Origin of the sequence: Microcoleus sp. Pol1C5 (assembly GCF_036701115.1) — a bacterium.
Classification (GTDB): domain Bacteria; phylum Cyanobacteriota; class Cyanobacteriia; order Cyanobacteriales; family Microcoleaceae; genus Microcoleus.
In genome coordinates this window covers 78,822-96,272 of the sequence record NZ_JAUBQE010000008.1, presented here as the reverse complement: position 1 = coordinate 96,272, position 17,451 = coordinate 78,822, and the positions used below count along the sequence as shown (strand labels likewise).

Genomic DNA, 17,451 nt, shown 5'->3' with positions numbered 1-17,451 from the left:
TCCCCTAACTCCCCTTAAGAAGGGGGAAGAGCATTCAAAGTCAACCCCTACTGCCCTTAAGAAGGGGAAAGATTCACTCAAAGTCCCCCTTTTTAAGGGGGATTTAGGGGGATCGGAATCTGAGAGATCGAAGTCAAAATCCGTGTTCTTCCTTCTCTCCGTTACATCCGTTACAAAATCCGTTGCCGAACTTCCTTCTGCTATATGAACGCAGTTTTACAAATTGGAAATCGCACTATCAATGGGGAGGGAATTATTCCTCGACTTGCCAGCTACCAAATGCTGCCCCAATTATGTCGCGAGAGCATCATTGATGAAGCGATCGCCCCCATCGATTGCACCGCTGAAGAAATCGTGAATGCCAGCCAGCAGTTCTACGAACAAAATCAACTGATCGACGAAACCACACAGCAGCTTTGGCTAAAACAGCACGGAATGAGCCGGGAATTTTTAGAGACTGTTTTCATTCCGCGACTGCTCAAAATTGAGAAATTCAAACACCAAAATTGGCATCACAAACTAGAGTCCTATTTTCTGCAATGCAAGCGATCGCTAGATCGAGTCATCTATTCTTTGATTCGGGTTAAAGACGCAGAAATGGCGCGCGAACTGTATTTTCGGATTCAAGAAAAAGAGCAATCCTTTGCCGAACTGGCGCGCGAGTATTCCCAAGGCCCAGAAGCTCAAGTCAATGGAATCGTTGGCCCGGCAGAACTCGGCACAATCCACCCGAATTTGGCGCATCTGTTGGCGATAAGCCGGCCCGGTCAGCTTTGGCATCCTATCCCTGTAGAAGGATGGCTGGCGATCGTCAGATTAGAAACATTGATTCCGGCTCAGTTCGATTTAGCGATGCGTCAACGTTTGCTGCGCGAATTGTTTGAAACTTGGGTGCAAGAACAGATAGGTGAAATGTTGAATTGACGGGCAGGAATCTGACGCTCGTACCCCTGGCAACATCCAATCTTCCAAATAGAAACTTTTGAATACCATCACGCTTAAATTATGATGACACAAACATTCGATCAAACCAAAGCAGAAGCATTCGCCGGACGGATGCTGGACATTCTCAACAGTGGCGCACTCTCCGTCATGATTTCGATCGGGCATCGCACCGAACTGTTTGACACAATGGCAGAATTGCCGCCCTCTACCAGTCAACAAATTGCCGATGCTGCCGGATTGAACGAACGCTACGTGAGGGAATGGCTCGGTGCAATGGTAACGGGTCGCTTAGTGGATTATAATTCGATCGACAAAACCTACACTTTGCCGACAGAATATGCAGCATTCCTGACACGGGCTGCGGCTTCTGACAACATTGCCCCTTTTGCTCAATTCATTCCGGTGTTGGCATCGGTGGAAGACCGGATTATTGATTGTTTCTACAAAGGCGGCGGTGTACCCTACTCAGAGTTCAAACGTTTTCATGCCGTGATGGCAGAAGATAGCGGTCAAACCACGGTATCTGCTCTATTTGACCACATTCTGCCGCTAATTCCCGGACTCACCGAAGCGTTGGAAAAGGGTATTGAGGTGCTAGATGTCGGCTGCGGCTGCGGGCGAGCACTCAACAAGCTGGCTGAAGCCTTTCCGAATAGCAGATTCACAGGCTATGATTTTTCGGGAGAAGCCATCGCCAATGCCAACACGGAAGCCCAACTGCGGAAGTTGAATAATATCCAGTTTGAGGTGAAGGATGCCGCGACATTGGATGAGTGCGATCGCTACCATTGGATCGCCACATTTGATGCAATTCACGATCAAGCCAGACCCGATATTGTACTGCAAAACATCTACAAAGCGTTGCGTCCCGATGGTGTTTACTTGATGCAAGATATCCGCGCCACAACGGATGTCGGCGGTAATCTAGAGCATCCCATTGCACCGTTGCTCTACACCATTTCTTGTATGCACTGTATGACAGTTTCTTTAGCCTACGGCGGCATGGGACTGGGAGCGATGTGGGGTCAAGAAAAAGCGCTGCAACTGTTGAGTGAAGCTGGGTTTAGCAGCGTTGAAATCAAGCAACTAGCCCATGATTTCCAGAACGACTATTATATCCTCAAAAAGAGCTAAAATCATGTGCAAACTTTGTGCGCTCGGTCAACAATTGCAGAACAAAAAACAACTTAAATCCGGGTTGTTGGATGCCAGCCAATTTTCGGTCTTCATCGATTTGAAACAATTGTCCTCCACACCGGAATTCAAATCAGCTAAACCACCTAACAATCCTCAGTCATCAGTTAAGCCCTTGGTTTAACACTCAGGGATTCTAATCAGGAAGATGTTAATCTCTCAATTGCTTAAGTTGACACGAATGCTTTCCTGCTTAACTCTGACTTAAGGCGAATAAAGTCTTTACTATGAACCTGTTGGTAGTAAGGACTTTATTCGTTTCAACTTTCAAGCTGGAAATGAAACAAATAGCACCGCAATACCAAGAACGATCGCCACTATACCCATTACAACAGACCAGAAGCGGTGATAACTCTTAACCGTAGTACCGCTATCGCTTTCAAGCTGAATCAAATCCATCCAAGGTGCAACACCCCGACGGAACCAACCCAAAGCGCTAACATCCATTCCAATCAAACTTTCAACCCGTTTCATGCCAAACAAAAAATTACCAATTGGCCCAAAACGAGAAGCATAGCGCAGATAAATCATTCCCGTTCTGTCTTGCAGTTTCAAATCAGAGCCGAAGGTATAACCCGCATCGCCGCGACCAATTAATTCGCCTTGCAGTTGCGCCGGTTGACCCCGCAAAGGACTTGCATAAGGGTCAGACATTAAGGTTAAAACATCCAAGTGTTCTGCTTCTTCGTAATTGGGGAACATCACCAAAGTCTTGAGCAAAATTCCCGCACCCAAACCGATTAAAGGACAAGCAACCATCATCATCGGGTTTACAGCATACAGGGAAATGCCGATCGCAAAACCCACCGCTAAGCCCAGAGTTTCTGCACTGTACAGCAGCAAATCGAACACAAAATTGCCGTACAATCTCCGCTTGCTCAAATCGTTGCCTTCGCCGACAATCCGGCCCATGTCAAACTCAATATCCAAGCCTAATTGTTCGGCATAAGTGCTCAAAGCGCGAACTCGTTTACCAGTCAGCGGGTGAGTAGAGTTCAACTCCATCCACCAACCCCAGGGATTAAACATATCCCACAGAAACACTCGCCCAATTTTTTCCGGTTCCGAAGTAATTCTGTAAGCAGTGCCGGTAGATGTGGCAGCTTTGGCATCGTAAATGCCTAAAGCGCGAGTTCCTTCTAATAAGCGGCTGGGTTCGGTTGCTCTTTGTCCTTCTTCCAGAATACCGTAAGCAATTTTTACCAAAGCGCGAGACAAAGCGTTGGGGTTGCCAGTAGTTTCGGCAGCAAAATGGTCGGCAAAATATTCTCGCGTCCGCGACAAATACAGCAATAAATAAGTGCCGGCGATGTAAAACAAATAAGCAACAGCAGCTACAGTACCGGCAGCATCTTTAGCTTTGTCGCCACCACTTCGACCCATTCTTTGAGCTGTTGTGTAAATTAAATAAGTAATCTGCACTAAAGTCGAAGCTAAAGTCATTACTGCAAAGTCCCAGTGGACGATGTGACCGAGTTCGTGGGCGTAAACAGTGGCAATTTCCTCGTCGTCTAAATAGGTAAAAAGACCTTGACTGACGACTAAGCGAGCGCTGTTGGGAAATGAACCGTAAGTAAAAGCAGTAGGGTTTTGGTCGTCAATAATTCCTAAACGGGGCTGCTGGAGTTTTTTCTGCTTGCAAACCTTCTTAATAACTTTTGCTGTTTCGGGACTTAGGCTTTCTATTTCTGCTAGGGAAACCCAGCGAGTATGGTAGAGCCAATTTTGGGTTAAGTCCATCAAGTAAGGCGATAGGAAAAAAGTAGCAAGGTTAAAAATTAGAGTTATCGGAAGTGCGATCGCCAATCCGGCGACTGGATCGGGACTGTTGAGAATTAAAACTGATGCTAAGGATAGCGCTAACACCATACCAAACAGCAGGCTGATGGTGACGCCGGAAGCTAAAACGAGATTTCCGCCAGTTTTCTGTATCAGTTTAACGCCGGCTTTGGCGGCTCGCCCTGCCTTGCGTAAAGGGGCGTGAGATGACATAATACTCTCCAAAGGTTATTGACAAAAGGAAATGATCGTGGGATTTTATCTATACTTCACTGTTTTAACCTGTTAATGCGGATTGCTGTAAGGGGTCTCAACAAAAATATAGAATTTCCTCTAGAATTGTTAAGACTGAAAACCGCCCCGAAATTTATTTGTGCGGATTCAATTCACAACTCAAAATTCAAAACCCAACAATCAAAACTATTTAAAAGTTACTGCCATGTCTATTATTGAAATTGCCCAAAAAACGCGCGTATCTGCTAGAAAATTGGCAGTTTTGTCCGCTGATGCCAAAAATCACGCTATAGAGGCTATAGCTAAAGCTTTAGAAGCTGCTGCGCCGGATATTGTGGCGGCGAATGCTGCTGACTGCAAGGCGGCTGAGGTTGATGGAATTGCGAAACCGCTGTACGATCGCCTAAAGTTGGATGAGAGCAAGTTGAAAAGTGCGATCTCGGGCGTGCGCGACGTTGCGAAACTCCCTGAGCCGATCGGTGTCGTGCAAATCCACCGTGAATTGGATACAGGATTAATTCTGAAGCGCATCACCTGTCCTTTGGGCGTTTTAGGCATTATTTTTGAAGCGCGCCCAGAAGCTTTAATTCAGATAGTATCCTTGGCAATTAAATCAGGAAATGGCGTCATTCTCAAAGGCGGCAAAGAAGCAGTCCGTTCCTGCGAAATCTTGACAAAAGTGATACATCAAGCATTAGCAGAAACTCCTGTTAATCCCGAAGTCGTGCAGTTGCTCACCACGCGGGAAGAAACAATCGAACTGCTGAAAATGGATGAATATGTAGATTTGATTATTCCCAGAGGTTCTAATTCCTTCGTGCGGTTTGTGCAGGAAAATACCCGGATTCCCGTGTTGGGACACGCCGATGGAATTTGTCATTTGTACGCAGACCAAGCAGCGGATATTCAGAAAGCCGTAGAGATTTCTGTCGATGCAAAAACTCAGTATCCAGCCGCCTGCAATGCCATTGAAACCTTGTTAGTTCACAGTGCGATCGCCCCCAAATTCCTGCCCGCAGTTGCCGCAGCTTTGCAGCAGAAAAAAGTTGACTTGCGGGGAGACGAAAAAACTCGCGCCATCCTCGAAAATATTGCCGAAGCTACAGAAACAGATTGGTCTACAGAATACAGCGATTTGATTTTGTCAATCAAAATATTAGATTCTGTGGAAGAGGCAATTAACCATATCAATACATACGGTTCCAGACACACAGATGTCATTGTTACCGAAGACAGCGAAGCCGCCGAAACTTTTTTAAATGGAGTCGATGCGGCCGGAGTTTATCACAATTGTTCGACTCGATTTGCCGACGGTTTCCGCTACGGCTTCGGTGCAGAAGTGGGAATTAGCACGCAGCAAATGCCGCCTCGCGGGCCTGTTGGTTTAGAGGGGTTGATTACCTATAAGTATCGAGTTGTTGGAGATGGCCATATTGCTGCTAGTTATGTAGGGAAAGATGCTAAGGGGTTTACTCATCGGGATTTGTAAGCATTTGAGTAATTCTTGTGCTTGGTGCTACTAGATTTTCCCTTAGTCCGTAAAGCTGTGAGACTATCCCACTTTTCTACTGTCGGTTTATACAACCAATGCTCTAGTTTAGCTTCATCCACATATCCTCTTAGTTCGGGATCGGGCCAAATGTGTAGTCGCTCTTCACACCCCACATCTTTTGCTGCTTCTTCAATATATCCCCATTGTTTGTGAAAGCATTCTGCCCATGATTTTCTAGTCATAATTGAATGAGCAAAATCTAAACCTGCTGCTGTCATCCGCTTACCATTACTCCCGCGAGCATTAATGGGTTCCCAAAAAATAACCTCTGGATTCAAATTCATGATTTTCTCTAGATATCTTTTAAAGTCATCCAATGTCAGGGTAGGAGGAGTGGGAGCCATTGCAACATACAATCTACATCCAGCTTCATGACCTTTTAGCAAAGCTTCATAGCGTTTAGAAGGTGGAGGTGATTGAGGTTCTATCTTGCGAATCAGCTCGTCATCATCTAGGTATGGCAAACTCATGCCAACTGTCACATTAGGATTTTTGAGAATTTCGAGATCGTTTACCCACAATAAACCACGAGTTAGAATTCGGACTCTTTTGTTATATTTTAATAGAACCTCGACGGTCTTGCGAGTTATATTTGCCGTTTGCTGGTTTTGATATGGGTCAGTGCCCGAACACAGTAAAACTACTCCTTTTCCTTCTGGCGTCTCGCGCCAAGACTTTTTGCGACTTAGGTTTTTTTCTAGTAACTCGGGTATATCTTCACGAACAAAAAGATACTGTCCCCAGTCCATTTGAGGATTGCTTACTCCCCTTTCCCGTAGTTGTGCTTGCTTTGTCCTAATTGCTGGCGTTGAGGGTACATAACAAAAGGTACACCCGTGCAGACAACCAGAGGCTACGTTAATTACATAGTCGCATAGTCCCTTCTTATTAAGCGCACTCTCTTGCAGTGGATTGACAATTTTTTCTGTGCCTTTGACGATAGACATTATATGCCTCTGTTTATGGTTGTGAGATTTTCTGGAGCTTAGTTATTTAGGAATCAGATGTAAAAAACTTACTTTTATAAAATAATGAAATTTGATATTTTTGGGGTAGTTTTATTATATCATTTTTTTGCAACTTGACTCGCTTACCGCTTAATAACTTATCCTTTCTCCAAACTTCTATTTCTTTATCATCAATATATCTGTTGATATATTCATTATAGAGCCTTCGGTTAGCTGGATTAAGTACCATTGTTCTTTTCTTTATTTCTCCAAAAGAAATACCTTCGGGATTTTTTCTGATTAAATTTCCCACATCTCGATCTAACTTATCCATACAAACTTCATAACTATCTTTGGTGATATTCAATTGGAGAGAAATTTGATTTTGATTATAATGATCAGCAGTTTTAAGTCCATATCCATATATTTCATAATGGTATTGATAATCTAGATTGTTCTCTAAATCAAAGCAATCTTTGATAACTTCCAATGCTGTTAAGTTCTTAGAAAGATGCAGTAGATAGTATAATACATTACTTTCTCCTTTAGGAATCAGTGCAAAAGTAAAAACATATTCGGATTTACCTCTTTCAATAAAGAGCTTGACAGTTTGGTCTCTCAAATAACACTGTTCTCCCATGCTTGTGTCTTCTAACTTGGCTTCTTCATAATATCCATCTGCTTCAAGAACTTCTTCAAAAGCAGATTTCAGTGTTGTGTATCTTTCAAGAAGAAATCTTTTGATATAAGAAATCATGTAAGTATATAAAATTTCCGAACCCCTGAGATTATTTAAGTCTCTAATAGTTCCCATTGAAACATCTGTCCAACCAAATGGATCTAGCAAAAAGAAAGAATGACCTCTACGAGTTTCAACTGTAAAAATACATGATTTTACTAAATTTTCAAATTCTCCCTGTAGAAATTCACATTCCTCTATCCTATCTCCATAACCCTCATTAAATGTATGCGGTTGTTCGTCAACTAATTCTCCTAAATTCGCTTTAATCATTGAATAATTTTGGAGACAACTCAGGTGCGATTTTTTACTATCTATAAAAATAGATTTTACATTTAATGGTTGTGAATAAATTCGTTTGGATTTTTGATGTGCTTTTCTTACAGCTTTTATAATTTTAATAGGAGAACCTTCCCATTCATCACTACCATCTTTATACATACCGCCCCCACAAAAGCCATCTATAAAAGTAAATGTAGTTTCTCCAAAACGAGTTTTTTCATAAAGTGTATATATTAGGTTTTTAATATATTTTTCGATAATTTGATGTTTGGATTTAGTATGAGGATCTATTGTTGGAATATTACTTCCGTCTGCACTCCATTTTGGCTTTGAATCACTCATGTTGATTATCTGATAAAATAAAATTAGTGACATAACTTATTTATCAAATATTACCAGATAGGTTGACCAGGTGCAACTACCTCAATAAAAAGTGTTAGCTTTCTTAAATTTCGGGTCAATTCGTGCCTGAATCAAGCTACAAAGTCTAGTGTGTCAATCAGATAAGATTGACATAATTAGCTGAAGTTGTGCAGGAAGCTGGGGCTAAATCCAGCGATCGCCCTTGCATTCAAACAAACTTAGCTACAATAAGCTATACTGTGCTCGGCGACTCCCCAACTCGAACAATTTGCCGTTGTTTATGTCTAACTCCTCCCTCCTCATCCCTGGTTCGACTCTCGAAAAACGCTACCGCATTCTCCGCGAATTAGGCCGGGGTGGCTTCGGGCGCACTTACCTCGCCGAAGACATCAACCGCTACAACGAATCTTGCGTACTCAAAGAGTTTTCTCCGGTGGTTCACAGCCCCAAAGCCGCCGAATTGTTCGATCGCGAAGCGAGTATGCTTTACCACCTCCAACACCCGCAAATTCCAAGGTTTCGAGAACTCCTGCGAACGGATTTTGGCGGGAATCCATCTTTATTTTTAGTGCAAGATTATATCAAGGGTCAAACCTACGAAGAAATATTGATATCGCGGCAGCAGCAAGGTAAAAATTTTACCGAAGCCGAAGTTACTCAACTGCTATTTCAGCTTTTACCAGTTTTAGAATACATCCACTCAAAAAATTTAATTCACCGCGATATTTCCCCGGATAATATTATTCAGCATGAGGCTGACAAACTACCATTTTTAATTGATTTCGGTTCCGTTAAGCAAATCGCAGCCAATGCCGTAGTTCAGTTTAACGGACAATCGGATACGGCGATCGGGAAACAGGGTTATTCGCCGGCCGAACAAATGCGACTGGGTAAAGTTTCTGCTGCTAGCGATTTGTATGCTTTAGCCGTCACGGCTTTGGTACTGCTAAGCGGCAAAAAGCCTCAAAAATTGTACGATATCAATAATAAAACTTGGGATTGGCGATCGCACGTCAGTGTCAGCCCAAATTTAGCCAGCGTATTGGATCGCATGTTAGCAGAACAACCGGGCGATCGCTACCAATCCGCAAAAGAAGTCCGCGAAGCACTCAAAGATCCAAAACTATCTCACATTGGCAGTATAATTTCCCAAATGGTGACAATGAACTTTGTCGGCCGCCCTTTCAAAAACGCCACTCAAACTGCTACCAGCAATCATACTCCTGTTAACCCAAACCCTCAAATTGTTAAAAACTACAACATTTTCCAGTTAATACCTTGGAAAACCCTAGGGAGTTTAAGCGTGGTTTTATTGCCGGGAATGTTAGCTTTTAGTGTAGTCAAATCTGGTTTCACGTTGCCCAAGTTGCCGGAGTTACCTAAATTTTCTTCCCCCCAGCAACCTCCCGATACATCCTTAGAGGAAGCAGAAATAATTCGTCAAGAAAAGATTGGTAAACGACGCAAAAATCTCAACATTGATCAAGATATATTCTATCAAAAAGTGGATGAATTATATTACAATAAATATCCAGAATTACAAGGGCGCAGCTTGACAGAAAAGCCAGAAGATGCTGAAATTAGGCGGAAATGGTATGAAGTTGCTGAGGATTTACTCGACAAGTTGGAGAAAGGAGGAGAGTTATAAAATTTAAGATAGAATAAGAGTGATTGAACCGCAGAGGGCGCAAAGAGCGCAGAGGAAGAAGGAAAAGGGCAAAAAAAGAGAGGGAAGAGAAAGAGAACTTTATCTGGTTTAATACAAATTGGTATAGGCAACGCACTTTTAGTTTATTGCAAAATGGATTCTATTCAACTTACAGGAATTCGCTGTTACGGATATACGGGCTATCTGCCGGAAGAGCAAGTTTTGGGGCAGTGGTTTGAAGTGGATGTTACTCTATGGCTGGATTTATCGCAAGCTGGAAAAAGTGATGATATTCAACATACTCTTGATTACCGCAGCGCCATTACTCTGATTCAAAAGCTAGTCAAAGACTCGAAGTTTTTATTAATCGAACGCCTAGCAGATACTATTGCTCAAGCGCTTTTAGAACTACCGTTAGTCGAAAAAGTTAAACTACAACTCTCGAAACCTGCTGCCCCCATCCCTGATTTCGGGGGGAGAATTACTCTAGAAATTACTAGAAGTCATTAGTCATTAGTTCTTAGTTCTTAGTCCTTAGTCCTTAGTCATCAGTCTTTAATCTGCATTAGTTTGTTGCTAATGACTGATGACTATTGACTGATGACTATTGATGAATTACCACTTCAGCAAGTTAAATTCTTCCATGTCTACGGTATTGCGGTTGCGATAAATCGCCAAAACAATTGCCAAACCTACGGCAGCCTCAGCCGCCGCTACCGTAACTACAAACACGGTAAATACTTGCCCCTTAATTTGTACAGGGTCGAGATAATTGGAGAAACCCATCAAATTGAGATTGACAGCATTCAGCATCAACTCGATCGACATCAACACGCGCACTGCATTTCTGCTGGTAATCAAACCGTAAATACCAATACAGAAAAGAGCGGCGGCTAATAACAGGAAATACTGGAGTTGCAGTTGCATAAATTTTGCGATTTTGTCTCAATCTAAAGTTACTACAAAACTAACACTATGGTGCGCTTAGCGCACCATAATATTACTTAGATTCTGGCGAAGACACATCTCCGGCAGAAACTAATTCGCGAGGTCTTTCCGGCAAACTCAAAGCAGGTGTTTCGGATAGCTTCTTTGACAGTTCATCCGGGAAGAAATCGCGGCGCGCCAACACAATTGCTCCCACCATTGCCATCAACAAAAACACTGATGCTAACTCGAAAGGCAGCAAAAAGTCGGTGAAGAAATGTTTGGCGATAGTGACGATCGAACTTTCGGCAGGTGCTCCCGTCGTCGCGACAATAGCCCAAGGAGTAGACACCACCATCGTACCCAAAAGCGCAAACAAGCCTACGCAAACTACTGCTGTTGCTACTTGACGCACCCAAGCGTTGGGAATTGTGCGGAAATCTTCTCGCTTGTTTACTAGCATGATGGCAAACAAAATCAAGACGTTAACAGCGCCAACATAAATCAATACCTGCGCTGCTGCTACAAAGTCGGCATTCAGCAACAAGTACAAGCCGGCAATACTAGTAAATACGCCGCACAGCAAAAATGCTGAGTAAACGATATTTGAGAACAGCACTACTCCTAGTGCTCCTGCAATCATCATTACCGACAGTATTCCAAATGAAACAATTTGAACCCCTTCAGCTAGATTCACAATTTTTTATCCTCAATTATTAGTTTTCTATTGTTCGTTTTTACTCATTAGTTAGCAGTCATTAATAATTGGTTATTTCACTAATGACTGATGACTGCTGACTAATGACTAATTACTTACTTTTCGATAATTTCCTCTGGACGCAGACCGGCGCGGCGATCGGTGTAGGAAACTTCATGAGGGTCGATCGCACCTTTCGGCAAATAAGCGAATTCCCGCATCGGTGTCACCATCGGATCGTCTGTAACCTTGTAGGGTAAACGTCCGAGGGCCACGTTGTCAAAATTCAATTCGTGACGTTCGTAGGTGGCCAACTCATACTCTTCTGTCATCGACAAACAATTAGTCGGACAATATTCTACGCAGTTGCCGCAGAAGATACACACTCCGAAATCGATACTGTAGTGCTTGAGTTGCTTCTTCTTAGTTTCTTTGTTAAATTCCCAATCCACTACAGGTAAGTTGATCGGACACACCCGAACACATACTTCGCAGGAGATGCACTTGTCAAATTCAAAGTGAATTCGACCCCGGAAACGTTCCGAAGGAATTAGTTTCTCGTAAGGATACTGCACCGTAATCGGCCGGCGTCTCATGTGGTCAAAAGTAACAGATAGCCCTTGACCGATATACTTAGCAGCTTGAAGAGTCTCTTTGGCGTATTCGCCTACTTGATTGAGGAATTTTAGCATGGTGTTCTCTCTCTGTACTTGAGTTTTTGGTGATTGATAATTAATAATAGGTAATTGGTTAACAGCTATTTTTGTTTTGCTGTTGCCCTTTACCTATTATTAATTAACCGCCAAAAGCAAAGGGAAAGGCAAGTTTCAAAGCTGCGGTCAATAGCAAATTAACTAGAGCAACGGGAAGTAAAAACTTCCATCCCAAATCTAGCAATTGGTCGATCCGAACTCGCGGCAGAGTCCAGCGGAGCAGAACTGCCAGAAACAGGAAAAAGTAGGCTTTCAGCATCGTCATTGTAATGCCCAGCAAGCCAGTAATTACCTGCAACCAAGGAGTCGTCTCGCTCAATCCCAGGGCATTTGTCAGCACTTCGACAGGGATCGGGCATTCCCAACCGCCGAGGTACAAAACTGCTACTAGCAGGCAAGAAAGGACGAGGTTAACGTAGGAAGCGATATAGTACAAAGCAAATTTCATGCCTGTGTACTCAGTCTGATATCCTGCTACCAATTCTTCTTCTGCTTCCGGGAGGTCAAAGGGCAAGCGTTCGCATTCTGCTAGTGCTGCAATCCAGAAAATCAGGAAACCTGCGGGTTGCCGCCAGATATTCCAGCCGACAATGCCGTAGCCGGCTTGCTGGTGTACGATGTCGATCGTACTGAGGCTATTGGACATCATCACGACTGCCAATACTGCCAAAGCTAGGGGAATTTCGTAGCTAAGGGATTGAGCCGCGGCTCTGAGTCCGCCGAGGAGGGCGTATTTGTTGTTTGAAGCATAGCCGGACATCAGCAAGCCGATCGGCTGAATGCTAGACAGGGCAATCCACAGAAATATCGCTGTCCCCATATCGGCGATCAGCATATGCTCTCCGAAGGGCACGATTAAGTACGAGAGAAAAACTGGAATCACCACAATTACCGGACCTAGGGTAAATAGCAGCGCGTCAGCTTTCGCCGGTACAATGTCTTCTTTGAATACCAACTTCAGACCGTCAGCAACGGGTGCTAAAACTCCCAGAGGGCCGATGAATTCCGGGCCTACCCGCTGTTGAGCGGCGGCGGAAATTTTCCGTTCCAGCCAGACGCTAGTGAGTACCCCGAAAACGGCAGCGACAATCATCAGCAACATTGGCAGCGGTAGCCAAAGCACTTGGGCGATGTCCGCCGGTAAGCCCAAATTCATGAGGGCTTCTACGAAACTTCCTTGTAAGTCAATTCCTGGGTTCATTTGTCCAGCTTTTGAGCGATCAGCATATAATTTTTCACCCGTCCTTCGTAGGAGTAGGCTTAGAAATCGGGGTCTTTGTAAAGATTTTTAATGCTTTACCGCCTAATAGTATATCGCCCGACAGGCTCCTAGAACGCACAGACAGGGTGAAGTTCTAATTATATGAGCCTGCAGCGTAGCTAATGGATGGGTAATTTATGTATTTTTACTTAGCCGATCGAGCCGAGCGATTTTAGGTTTTAGGTTTTAGATTGAATGCCAAACAAAAGGGCCCAGAGTTAACTCTGAGCCCTTTTAATGCTGTAAAGTGGCTTTCAAATGGCTTAAACCATTGATTTTACGTCACTTGTTTTATGGAACTGGGCAGAATCGAACTGCCGTCCAAAGCGGGTATTTACCTTCCGATCGTTCACAGGTTTATCCCCTCTAATCCTCGGGGCGGGAACCATCTTTATCCCAAATGGGGGGATTTTCTAGTGATTGCTTTCCTAGCTAGCCGACTAGAAACGTTTAGCTAAGGCATCCGTTGGGGGTTGTTATGCTACCTTTAACGGAGTGAGGTGGCATACACTCTAAACCGAGCTCAAGAAGTTTTTAGGCTACAGCTACGGCTTTGCGAGCGAAAGGAACGATGTTGTTCGCATTTACTATTTTTTTTGAGCCGATATTAACGAGAGTAGACTCCCTCTCGACCTGCATCACGGAGCAGCTTTCGCCACCCTGTCGAAACCATTACAGCCCCTCGTGTGTTCTTTTATGATAGACAATATTTCGTGTTGCGTCAAGTCAAGGGATTTTAGATTTTGGATTTTGGATTTTCGATTGGGGATTAAAGAAACCGGGTTTTTTGCGGTTTTTGTCGGCTTTAACGAAGTCTTGGAGCAAAAACCCGGTTTCTGACCACCCCTGCGTAATTCCTAATTAATGCAAGTTTTCGTCCCAGACGCCGATGTAAATCCGATCGCGCTCGTTGCGTTCGATCATCCCTTCGAGCGAACCCTTCCTAAACGTAAACCGATTACTCCGGCGTTGCTGCACGTCGCCCAAGCCTTGCAAAATTTCCCTGCTGGCGCCGCCCACCATCCCGTTTAACGCGGTTCGCACCACCAAATCGTCCACCGACTGGGCAAAAGAACCCTCTGTTTGTACTAGCTCGCCCGAATCGCGATCGTAAATGTAGCCGAGAGTAATCCGATTGGGCAATATTTCGTAAAGTGCGGTGCGAGTATTCGGCCAATAGCCCCGCGCTTGAGAGTCAGTCGGTTCTCCCAATTCGGATAAAATCTGACTTTCCGCCGTACCAACGGCATACCCAGGGATTGTGGGAGTCTTCTGATAATTGGTTCCCGGTTGTTCGCTGGGTGCGGGCGATCGATCTGGCGGCAACTCTTTGTCAACAAGTTTTTCCGTTGGTGTGGGTTCGACAGCCTCCGGAGAAGGCGCTGGTGTTGGCGCTGGGGCTGGTGTTGGCGTTTCAGCAGCAGGCGCTGGAGTTTCAACAGCAGGCGCTGGAGTTTCAGCAGCGGGCGCTGGAGTTTCAGCAGCAGGCGGCGGAGTTTCTCTGGGAGTCGGGGCTGGTGTTGATGTCGGCGCGGGAATTGGTGCGGGGTTCACACGCGCGTCTGGATCGGCGGGGGTCGAAGTGCGATCGTCCTGGGCTACCGGTGCGGGTTCCGAAGACTGCCGGTTGAGGAAAACCCTAGCAATCCCGACTAAACCTGCAACAATAAGTGCGATCGCCACGAACCCCAAAATCCACCAAACCTTGCGGTTGTTGTTCCCTGAAGGCACCACAGCAGGCGCTGTTCTCGAACCCGCAGGCGACTGAGGCCCGTGTCCCGGAATCACCGCCACCGTCGGCCCGGTGCTCGGCGACGCTGCACCATGAGGCTGCCCGTGCAGCAGCGACAGCCACTCATCCACGGTAGCAGGGCGATTTTGAGCTTCTACCGTCATTCCCCGCATCACCGCTGAGCTGACAGCCGCACTTAGCTCAGGCCGCAAGTCGCGGGGTGATGGCATCGGTTGGCTGGTACGCAAAATTGCAGCCACCGGCACCTGTGCTGTCAGCAGAGTATAAAGCGTCGCCGCCATACCGTAAACATCTGTGGCGGGCGTATATTTTCCTTGAGCAAAATACTGTTCTGGCGGCGCGTAGCCGTCGGACACCATATTAGTGTGACTTTGGGTTGCACCGGGAGTAAACTCGCGGGCAATGCCAAAGTCAATCAGCACGACTTCCTGAGTACCTTGGCGCAAAAGAATGTTTTGCGGCTTGACATCTCGGTGCAGCAAACCCTTTTGATGAACAACTTTTAAAGCAGAGCCAATTTGAGTGATGTAGAGAATTGCGAGATTTTCTGGCAGCGGATTATTTGAACCGACTACATCGCCCAAATTCTGACCGGCTATGTAGTCCATCACCATGTAAGGCTGTCCGTCTTCCACAAAGAAATCGCTGACGCGGACAATATTCGGATGAACGCAGGAAGCCAACCGCCTCGCTTCGTCTTGAAACTTGCGATCGAACTCAGCAAAATTGGGTTGCTGCCGCAGAGATTCGTTGAGGGTTTTAATGACTACAGGCTGTCCTAAATAGCGGTGATTTGCCCTGAAAGTTATTCCAAAGCCGCCTCTTCCCAATTCTTGTTCGAGGGTGTACTTTCCACCCTGTAAAGTTTTGCCGATTAGCGCATCCATAGGTTCAGGCGATCGCGTACCAGATAATATCGCTGATTATTGCACGTATGGTCGGCTCTCCTCACCAGTCCAAAGAGCGATCGCAATCCTCGATCGGCGTTGCCATTCCTTCCCGAATTGATTCCCGCATCCCGGGCACTGAGAGAAGATACAGTGTTTCCTCAACATATGCGGAGTCTGATTCAGATAATAATACTGTATTGCTAGTCTGTCCTGCGATCGCGATCGGTTGATGCGACTGACTCATGGGAGCGATCGAATGCTGCAACTGCTTTTGAGGTTCATTGATTGGAATCATAGTCTTCCACCTGTCTAAATACACTAGAGCAGCTTTTATGTTTTATACGAGCTTTAAACGGATGTTAGTACGTCGAAATATTGATTAAGCATTTCTATTTCAGCAGCGGTGGTTCTTTGTTATTCAAAATAGCCCACGCAGCAGTAATTTGCCATTCATAGGCGGCTCGCGAATCGTTTCCAGATGCTGTTAAGGTGCATTGTGTTGCATCATATGCACTACTGCCTGCTGCCTCAGCAGGTGTAAGAAAATATGATGGATAATCGAAATATCTCATACCTCCATCTATATAATCGCAGGCAACCCCCATTGAAGCCTTTTCTGCATTTTCCTGTGTCGGCTGCTCGATCCATTTATTGGCTAAAGAGATGAAGTAGCGTTCTCCATTATCTTGGTCTTCGCGTGGTAACTGTTTTGAGACGTAGTATATAGTTTGTCTCACAACTGCCTGCTTAAAGCTGAGTTGCTGCTTTTCCCTCATTACTTTGACTAATCCTTCCAAGACTAACGAGGAGAGTTTGTTGAGAATGGAAACCATTGTAGGCTCCGAACTTCGGGTTTTAGGTAGTGACTAGATTATAGCTTTTATTCAATCTGCCAGATTTAATGCTCCAACGGAGAACCTTCAAATTACCGCCAAAACCAATGGCTTAAACAGCGAAACGGCGTTAAAGTTCAAGTCGGATGATATTCATCCCTGCTTATTTGCCATCGCCATATCTTGCCTTCTTCAGGATCTTCCACCTCTGCAATGAACTTCATTCCCACTTTTTGCAACACGCTATTCGAGGCATTTTTTTCAGCTAAAGTGTGGGCGATGACTGCTTTCACCTCCTCGTGAGCGAAAGCATAATCGATCATTCCCTGTGCCACCTCAGTTGCAAATCCGCGATTCCAATATTCGGAAGCAATTTCATAACCTATCTCTATAGTCCCCGACTCATCAGGTGAGCCTGTGAAACCTCCATTGCCGACAAGCACTTGATTTTTTGGATGAATAAAGAAGTAGCTGTGCCAGTCAGTTGGAGGCGGATTGGATTCGGAAGATTCGTCAACAGGGAGGGAAAATGCTTCCGGGAAAAGAGGCCAGCTATCAGGCACTATGACATTTAAAATTGCTGCAAGCTCGCTTTTACTTCGTAAGAAAGCTTCTATGTGAATCCTTTCGACGGCAAGTAGTTGAAGATTCTTAGTTGTAATCATTTTTCTACCTTGTTTAACAAGTATGAGTC

Annotated in this window: 16 protein-coding genes and 1 other RNA gene; 5 read left to right on the top strand and 12 right to left on the bottom strand. The window is 44.8% G+C overall.

Features of this window, described 5'->3' with window-relative positions; all coding sequences use genetic code 11:
• The first annotated feature begins 204 nt into the window (after positions 1-204).
• Together QUA23_RS06810 and QUA23_RS06805 are read left to right on the top strand one after the other, a co-directional pair.
• Positions 205-924 (top strand): peptidylprolyl isomerase, encoded by a 720-nt coding sequence (locus QUA23_RS06810; RefSeq protein WP_333075264.1) that lies wholly within the window; start codon positions 205-207, stop codon positions 922-924.
• Positions 925-1,005: 81 nt separating this feature from the next.
• Entirely contained in the window at positions 1,006-2,079 is a 1,074-nt protein-coding gene (locus QUA23_RS06805; protein WP_333075262.1) for a class I SAM-dependent methyltransferase, read from the top strand.
• 327 nt (positions 2,080-2,406) lie between these two features.
• Here the strand turns inward: QUA23_RS06805 and QUA23_RS06800 are convergent, their stop codons facing one another.
• Entirely contained in the window at positions 2,407-4,131 is a 1,725-nt protein-coding gene (locus QUA23_RS06800; protein WP_333075261.1) for a zinc metalloprotease HtpX, read from the bottom strand.
• Between the two features lie 226 nt (positions 4,132-4,357).
• Here QUA23_RS06800 and QUA23_RS06795 point away from each other — a divergent pair, with 226 nt between their 5' ends.
• The gene (locus tag QUA23_RS06795) at positions 4,358-5,641 is read left to right on the top strand and encodes a glutamate-5-semialdehyde dehydrogenase (protein WP_333075260.1); all 1,284 of its coding nucleotides are present in this window, start codon (positions 4,358-4,360) and stop codon (positions 5,639-5,641) included.
• Here the strand turns inward: QUA23_RS06795 and QUA23_RS06790 are convergent.
• Positions 5,626-6,651: a radical SAM protein gene (locus QUA23_RS06790; protein WP_333075259.1), complete on the bottom strand. Its 1,026-nt coding sequence runs from the start codon at positions 6,649-6,651 to the stop codon at positions 5,626-5,628. The genes QUA23_RS06795 and QUA23_RS06790 overlap by 16 nt on opposite strands.
• A gap of 46 nt (positions 6,652-6,697) precedes the next feature.
• Positions 6,698-8,014 (bottom strand): three-Cys-motif partner protein TcmP, encoded by a 1,317-nt coding sequence (gene tcmP / locus QUA23_RS06785; protein ID WP_333075258.1) that lies wholly within the window; start codon positions 8,012-8,014, stop codon positions 6,698-6,700.
• Between the two features lie 301 nt (positions 8,015-8,315).
• On the opposite strand from tcmP, the gene QUA23_RS06780 reads away from it, so the two are divergent.
• Both QUA23_RS06780 and folB read left to right on the top strand, forming a co-directional pair.
• Complete coding sequence (locus QUA23_RS06780; RefSeq protein WP_333075257.1) at positions 8,316-9,683, top strand: serine/threonine-protein kinase; 1,368 nt, start codon at positions 8,316-8,318, stop codon at positions 9,681-9,683.
• Between the two features lie 153 nt (positions 9,684-9,836).
• Entirely contained in the window at positions 9,837-10,193 is a 357-nt protein-coding gene (folB, locus tag QUA23_RS06775) for a dihydroneopterin aldolase (protein WP_006632705.1), read from the top strand.
• A gap of 105 nt (positions 10,194-10,298) precedes the next feature.
• On the opposite strand, the gene nuoK is transcribed toward folB, so the two are convergent.
• The 9 genes from nuoK to QUA23_RS06730 form a co-directional block, all read right to left on the bottom strand.
• Entirely contained in the window at positions 10,299-10,604 is a 306-nt protein-coding gene (gene nuoK / locus QUA23_RS06770) for an NADH-quinone oxidoreductase subunit NuoK (RefSeq protein ID WP_228042566.1), read from the bottom strand.
• A 79-nt stretch (positions 10,605-10,683) separates the two neighbouring features.
• Complete coding sequence (locus tag QUA23_RS06765; RefSeq protein ID WP_333070831.1) at positions 10,684-11,307, bottom strand: NADH-quinone oxidoreductase subunit J; 624 nt, start codon at positions 11,305-11,307, stop codon at positions 10,684-10,686.
• Between the two features lie 116 nt (positions 11,308-11,423).
• Positions 11,424-11,999, bottom strand: coding sequence for an NAD(P)H-quinone oxidoreductase subunit I (ndhI, locus tag QUA23_RS06760; protein ID WP_333042046.1), 576 nt, complete (start codon positions 11,997-11,999; stop codon positions 11,424-11,426).
• Positions 12,000-12,102: 103 nt separating this feature from the next.
• Entirely contained in the window at positions 12,103-13,221 is a 1,119-nt protein-coding gene (gene nuoH, locus QUA23_RS06755; RefSeq protein ID WP_333075256.1) for an NADH-quinone oxidoreductase subunit NuoH, read from the bottom strand.
• 351 nt (positions 13,222-13,572) lie between these two features.
• Positions 13,573-13,963: a transfer-messenger RNA gene (gene ssrA, locus QUA23_RS06750) on the bottom strand.
• A gap of 179 nt (positions 13,964-14,142) precedes the next feature.
• The gene (locus QUA23_RS06745; protein ID WP_333075255.1) at positions 14,143-15,921 is read right to left on the bottom strand and encodes a serine/threonine-protein kinase; all 1,779 of its coding nucleotides are present in this window, start codon (positions 15,919-15,921) and stop codon (positions 14,143-14,145) included.
• Positions 15,922-15,982: 61 nt separating this feature from the next.
• Positions 15,983-16,219 carry a type II toxin-antitoxin system prevent-host-death family antitoxin gene (locus tag QUA23_RS06740; RefSeq protein ID WP_333075254.1) on the bottom strand — a complete coding sequence of 79 codons (237 nt, stop codon included), beginning with the start codon at positions 16,217-16,219 and terminating at the stop codon, positions 15,983-15,985.
• Between the two features lie 94 nt (positions 16,220-16,313).
• A complete protein-coding gene (locus QUA23_RS06735; protein WP_333075253.1) occupies positions 16,314-16,757 on the bottom strand; it encodes a hypothetical protein in 444 nt (147 codons plus the stop codon).
• A gap of 137 nt (positions 16,758-16,894) precedes the next feature.
• Complete coding sequence (locus QUA23_RS06730; RefSeq protein ID WP_333075252.1) at positions 16,895-17,422, bottom strand: GNAT family N-acetyltransferase; 528 nt, start codon at positions 17,420-17,422, stop codon at positions 16,895-16,897.
• Between the last annotated feature and the right edge of the window lie 29 nt (positions 17,423-17,451).